5 protein-coding genes are annotated in these 6,000 nt (G+C 61.9%); 4 read left to right on the top strand and 1 reads right to left on the bottom strand.

What is annotated here, in order from left to right:
• Window positions 1-193 precede the first annotated feature (193 nt).
• On the bottom strand, window positions 194-562 hold the full coding sequence (locus tag KGB06_RS19585) for a PH domain-containing protein (RefSeq protein WP_093226569.1): 369 nt from the start codon (window positions 560-562) through the stop codon (window positions 194-196).
• A gap of 331 nt (window positions 563-893) precedes the next feature.
• On the opposite strand from KGB06_RS19585, the gene KGB06_RS19580 reads away from it, so the two are divergent.
• The 4 genes from KGB06_RS19580 to KGB06_RS19565 are packed head-to-tail and all read left to right on the top strand — an operon-like array spanning window position 894 to window position 5,996.
• Window positions 894-1,370 (top strand): formate dehydrogenase subunit gamma, encoded by a 477-nt coding sequence (locus tag KGB06_RS19580; protein ID WP_223518678.1) that lies wholly within the window; start codon window positions 894-896, stop codon window positions 1,368-1,370.
• Window positions 1,367-2,899 (top strand): formate dehydrogenase beta subunit, encoded by a 1,533-nt coding sequence (locus tag KGB06_RS19575; RefSeq protein ID WP_223518676.1) that lies wholly within the window; start codon window positions 1,367-1,369, stop codon window positions 2,897-2,899. Before KGB06_RS19580 ends, KGB06_RS19575 begins: the two co-directional genes overlap by 4 nt.
• Complete coding sequence (fdhF, locus tag KGB06_RS19570; protein WP_223518674.1) at window positions 2,896-5,778, top strand: formate dehydrogenase subunit alpha; 2,883 nt, start codon at window positions 2,896-2,898, stop codon at window positions 5,776-5,778. The genes KGB06_RS19575 and fdhF overlap by 4 nt, the downstream gene beginning before the upstream one ends.
• Entirely contained in the window at window positions 5,775-5,996 is a 222-nt protein-coding gene (locus KGB06_RS19565) for a formate dehydrogenase subunit delta (RefSeq protein WP_223518671.1), read from the top strand. Before fdhF ends, KGB06_RS19565 begins: the two co-directional genes overlap by 4 nt.
• Window positions 5,997-6,000: the final 4 nt, after the last annotated feature.

The following is a 6,000-nucleotide window of genomic DNA, read 5'->3' as shown; positions in this document are numbered from 1 at the left end:
TCGTACAGGCCGACACATCGGTTGAAGACAGGGACTGTTTAAGCGTCGTATTCTTTTTCATGGACTCGCCCTCGCTGCCGTTGGCTTCTTAGACTGCCACCGTGGCGCATTGACGCCTCGGCGTGGGCGAGTCCATCCAATTACATTAGTTATGCGTTAGCCCCGATTTCTTCGGGGCTTTTTAGTGTTCGGGTCAGAGCAGGTGCTGGGAGATCAGTTTCGAGATTTCCACCATCGATGTCCTGCCGGTGAATTCGAACTTCACTTTCCCCAACGACGAAAAGTAAATCTCCAACTCCGAGTCCAGGTCAAACGTCCCGGACGTTTCCACCGAGTACGCCACGATGTTTTTGTAGGGCAGTGAGGTGAAGTCTTTTTTGCTGCCGGTGATGCCTTGCACGTTGACGGCGATGATGCGTTTGTTGGTGAACACTACGCCGTCACGCATGGATTTGTAGGCGTCGATGACTTGTTCCCCTTCCAGCAGCAGCGCGCTGACGCGTTCGGCGTATTCTTCGTTTTGCTTGAGTTTGAAGAAGCCTTTGTTGTTGAAATCAATCATCTGTCATTCCCTGTTTTTTGAATGTATGTCCCGAGTACGAGTTGCGTACGACGCCTTGGGCTGGGCCTCGTCTAGACTTAACGGGTAGTCGTAGAAAGAACCAAACACGTCGCTTTGGTGCAGTCGAATCAATACCAGCGTGGCAAGCTGCCTTAATGCCCTATAAAAGGTGCGGCAAAGACCGCGCCGGGCACAACAAGATGCCCGCACAGGGTGCCCTGGCCAACGGCCTGACAATGCCACGATACCGTGACGTGGTGTGAATGCCGCAGCCGACACTTTCGGACGACCGACAACCGCCTGGTTTGTCCGTGACCGTGAGGATTGCTGAATGCCTGATGAGATGTTGCACCTGCCGATGGTCAACAGCCTGCTGGAGCGCCACAAGGGCACCCCCGGCGCACTGTTGCCCATTCTTCATGAGATTCAGGAAGGTATCGGTTACATCCCCGATGCCGCCATCCCCGAGATTGCCCACGCCCTCAATCAGAGTCAGGCCGAGATTCGCGGCGTGATCAGCTTCTACCATGACTTCCGCACCGCGCCGCCGGCCCGGCATATCCTGCGTCTGTGTCGGGCGGAGTCGTGCAAGAGTCGCGGTGCCGAGCAGCTTGCCGCGCAGTTGCGTGATCGCCTGCAACTGGATGATCACGGCAGCAGCGCCGATGGCAGCATCAGTTTGCGGCCAGTGTATTGCCTCGGCGCTTGCGCTTGTTCTCCAGCGCTTGAGCTGGATGGTCAGGTGCATGCGCGGCTCAGTGCCGAGCGTCTGGATGCCCTGCTCGACGCTTGCCGGGAGGACGTATGAGCCTCTATCTGTCCTGTGATTCCCTGGCCCGTGCCGTCGGTGCCGATGAGGTGGCCTCGGCCCTCGCCAGCCAAGACCTGCAACGCACCAGCTCTCGCGGCCTGTACTGGCTGGAACCGCTGCTGGAAGTGGACACTCCGCAAGGCCGTATCGGCTTCGGCCCGCTGACGGCTGCCGATGTGCCGTCCGTGCTCGATGCGCTGCAAGGCGAGCCCTCCACTCATCCGCTGGCCTTGGGTCTTGTAGAAGAGTTGCCTTATCTCAAGTCTCAACAACGCCTGCTGTTCGCCCGCGCCGGTATCACCCGACCGCTGTCGCTGGACGATTACCGAGCCCACGGCGGTTTCGAGGGTTTGAACAGGGCCGTCGCTTTTGGCGGCGATGAGACCGCGACCGCGGTGTTCGATTCAGGACTGCGTGGCCGTGGCGGCGCAGCCTTCCCCGCCGGGATCAAATGGCGCACGGTGCGCGCCACTCAAGCGGCGCAGAAATACATTGTGTGCAACGCCGACGAAGGCGACTCCGGCACCTTCGCCGACCGCATGTTGATGGAAGGTGACCCCTTCCTGCTGATCGAAGGCATGGCCATTGCCGGCATCACCGTCGGCGCCAGCTACGGCTACATCTATGTGCGCTCGGAATATCCACAGGCCATCGCCACGTTAAATGAGGCGCTGGAGATTGCCCGAACTAACGGTTACCTCGGCGCCAATGTCGGGGGCAGCGGCCTGGCCTTCGATATGGAAGTGCGCGTCGGTGCCGGTGCTTACATCTGCGGCGAAGAAACCGCGCTGCTGGACTCTCTCGAAGGCAAGCGCGGGATCGTCCGCGCCAAGCCACCGATTCCTGCGTTGAAGGGGCTTTTCGGCCAGCCGACGCTGGTGCACAACGTGCTGACCCTGGCCTCGGTGCCGCTGATTCTGGCCAAGGGCGCGCAGTTCTATCGTGATTACGGCATGGGCCGTTCCCTCGGCACGATGCCTTTCCAACTGGCAGGCAATATTCGTCGCGGCGGCTTGGTAGAACGGGCCTTTGGCCTGACCCTGCGCGAACTGGTGGAAGACTATGGCGGAGGTACCGCCAGTGGCCGGCCGCTGAAAGCCGCACAGGTAGGCGGCCCGCTCGGCGCCTGGGTGCCACCTTCCCAATTCGACACGCCGCTGGATTACGAAGCGTTCGCCGGCATCGGCGCCATGCTCGGTCACGGTGGTGTGGTGGTGGCTGACGACAGCCTCGACATGGCCCATATGGCGCGCTTCGCCATGCAGTTCTGTGCCGAGGAATCCTGTGGCAAATGCACCCCATGCCGCATCGGCTCGACCCGGGGCGTGGAGGTGATCGACCGTCTGCTGGCCGCACCTGACCAGAACGGTCGCGATGAGCAGGTGATCATCCTCAAGGACCTGTGCGACACCCTGCAATACGGTTCGCTGTGCGCGCTGGGCGGCATGGTCTCCTTTCCGGTAGCCAGCGCCCTCAAGTACTTCCCCGCCGACTTCGGTCTGCAATCTTCGGAGGCCGACCAATGATCACCCTCTTCGACCCGAACACCGATATCGATCTAGGCACTCCGGCCCGCGACAGCCAGGTGCAAGTCACCCTGAACATCGACGGCCGCAGCATCAGCGTGCCCGAAGGCACCTCGGTGATGCGCGCCGCCGCGCTGCTCGGCACCACCATTCCGAAACTGTGCGCCACCGACAGCCTGGAAGCCTTCGGCTCCTGCCGCATGTGCCTGGTGGAGATCGACGGCATGCGCGGCTACCCGGCGTCCTGCACCACGCCGGTCAGCGAAGGCATGAGCGTGCACACCCAGACGCCGAAGCTCGCGACGCTGCGCCGCAACGTCATGGAGTTGTACATCTCCGATCACCCGCTGGACTGCCTGACCTGTTCGGCCAACGGCAACTGCGAGCTGCAAACCGTCGCTGGCCAAGTCGGCCTGCGTGAGGTGCGTTACGGCTATGAAGGCGATAACCATCTGGCCGACGTGAAGGACACTTCCAACCCCTATTTCGACTACGACCCGAGCAAGTGCATCGTCTGCAACCGCTGCGTGCGTGCCTGCGAAGAAACCCAGGGTACTTTTGCCCTGACCATTACTGGGCGCGGTTTTGAATCCCGCGTAGCCGCTGCCGGTGGCGAGAACTTCCTCGACTCGGAATGCGTGTCCTGCGGCGCCTGCGTGCAAGCCTGCCCCACCGCGACCCTGATGGAAAAAAGCGTGGTCGAATTGGGTCAGCCCGAACGGAGCGTGATCACCACTTGCGCCTATTGCGGCGTGGGCTGCTCGTTCCGTGCCGAGATGAAAGGCGACCAGTTGGTGCGCATGGTTCCGGACAAGAACGGCCACGCCAACCACGGCCACTCCTGCGTCAAAGGGCGCTTTGCCTGGGGCTACGCCACTCACCCGGATCGCATCACCAAACCGATGATCCGCCAGCACATCAACGACCCTTGGCAGGAAGTCAGCTGGGATGAAGCGGTGACCTACGCCGCCAGCGAGTTCCGCCGGCTCCAGCAAAAATACGGCCGCGATTCCATTGGTGGCATCACCTCCAGTCGCTGCACCAACGAAGAAACTTACTTGGTGCAAAAACTGGTGCGCGCCGCGTTCGGCAACAATAACGTCGACACCTGTGCACGGGTCTGCCACTCGCCGACCGGTTATGGCCTGAAACAAACCCTGGGCGAGTCCGCCGGCACCCAGAGTTTCGACTCGGTGATGCAGGCCGACGTGATCCTGGTGATGGGCGCCAACCCCAGCGATGCTCACCCGGTGTTCGCCTCCCAGCTCAAACGCCGTCTGCGTGAAGGCGCGCGACTGATCGTCATCGACCCACGACGCATTGATCTGGTGGACTCGGTGCATGCCCGCGCTGAATATCATTTGGCCCTGCGCCCGGGCACCAACGTCGCGATGCTCAACGCCTTGGCCCATGTCATCGTCACCGAAGGTCTGCTCAATCAGGCCTTTATCGACGCCCGTTGCGAGGGCAGCGATTTCGCCCGCTGGAGCGAGTTCGTCAGCCGCGCGGAAAACTCGCCGGAAGTGCTCGGCGCCATCTGCGGCGTAGACCCTGCCGACATCCGAGCCGCCGCCCGTCTGTATGCCACCGGTGGCAACGCGGCGATCTACTACGGCCTCGGCGTCACTGAGCACAGCCAAGGCAGCACCGCCGTCATGGGCATCGCCAACCTGGCCATGGCCACCGGCAACATCGGCCGCGAAGGTGTGGGCGTGAACCCGCTGCGGGGGCAGAACAACGTTCAGGGCTCCTGCGACATGGGTTCCTTCCCCCACGAGCTGCCCGGCTATCGGCACATCTCCAACGAAGTGGTACGGGCGCAGTTCGAACAGGCCTGGAACGTCACCTTGCAACCCGACCCGGGCCTGCGCATTCCGAACATGTTCGAGGCCGCTTTGGGCGGCAGTTTCAAGGGCCTGTATTGCCAGGGCGAAGACATCGCCCAGAGCGATCCCAATACCCAGCACGTCACCGCGGCGCTATCGGCCATGGAGTGCGTGGTGGTGCAGGATATTTTCCTCAACGAAACCGCCAAGTTCGCCCACGTGTTCTTGCCGGGCAGCTCGTTCCTGGAAAAAGACGGTACCTTCACCAACGCTGAGCGGCGCATCTCCCGAGTGCGCAAGGTCATGGAACCGCTGGGCGGCAAGGCCGACTGGGAAGGCACGGTGGCCCTGGCCAACGCGCTGGGTTACCCGATGAACTACACGCACCCATCTGAAATCATGGATGAAATCGCCAGCCTGACGCCGACCTTCACCAACGTCAGCTACGCCGCACTGGACAGCCACGGAAGCCTGCAATGGCCATGCAACGCCGAGGCACCGGACGGCACGCCGACCATGCACATCGATGAATTCGTGCGCGGCAAGGGGCGGTTCATGCTCACCGGCTACGTGCCCACCGAGGAAAAGGTCAACAATCGCTATCCCCTGCTGCTGACCACCGGACGCATCCTCAGCCAGTACAACGTCGGTGCCCAGACCCGCCGTACCGAAAACGTCGCCTGGCACGACGAAGACCGCCTGGAAATCCACCCGAGCGACGCCGAAAGTCGTGGCATCAACGAAGGTGATTGGGTCGGCATCGGCAGCCGCGCCGGACAGACCGTGCTGCGCGCGCGGGTCACCGAGCGGGTAGCCCCAGGCGTGGTGTACACCACCTTCCACTTCCCTGAATCGGGGGCCAACGTCATCACCACCGACAACTCCGACTGGGCCACCAACTGTCCGGAGTACAAGGTCACCGCCGTGGAGGTCAGCCGCGTCTACCACCCTTCCGAGTGGCAAAAACGCTATCAGGAGTTCAGCGACGAACAGCATCGTCTGCTCAACGAACGCCGTCAGGCGCGTGGCACTAAAGCCGAGGTACGCCGATGAGCACTGAAAACCTGATCAAAATGGTCAACCAGATCGCCCAGTACTTCGCCAGCGAACCGGACCAACAACAGGCAGTGCTCGGCGTGCGTAATCACCTGAAAATGTACTGGACGCCCGGCATGCGCAAGGAATTGCTGGCCTGGCAGACGGAGCATCAAGGGGCGGACATGCACCCACTGGCGCAGGCAGCCGTCAGTGGGGCGGGCTGGGAGGCGTAGGGTC

This window comes from Pseudomonas sp. GL-B-19 (assembly GCF_019956415.1).
In the GTDB taxonomy this organism is placed as follows: domain Bacteria; phylum Pseudomonadota; class Gammaproteobacteria; order Pseudomonadales; family Pseudomonadaceae; genus Aquipseudomonas.
This window is presented reverse-complemented; position numbering and strand designations above follow the sequence as displayed.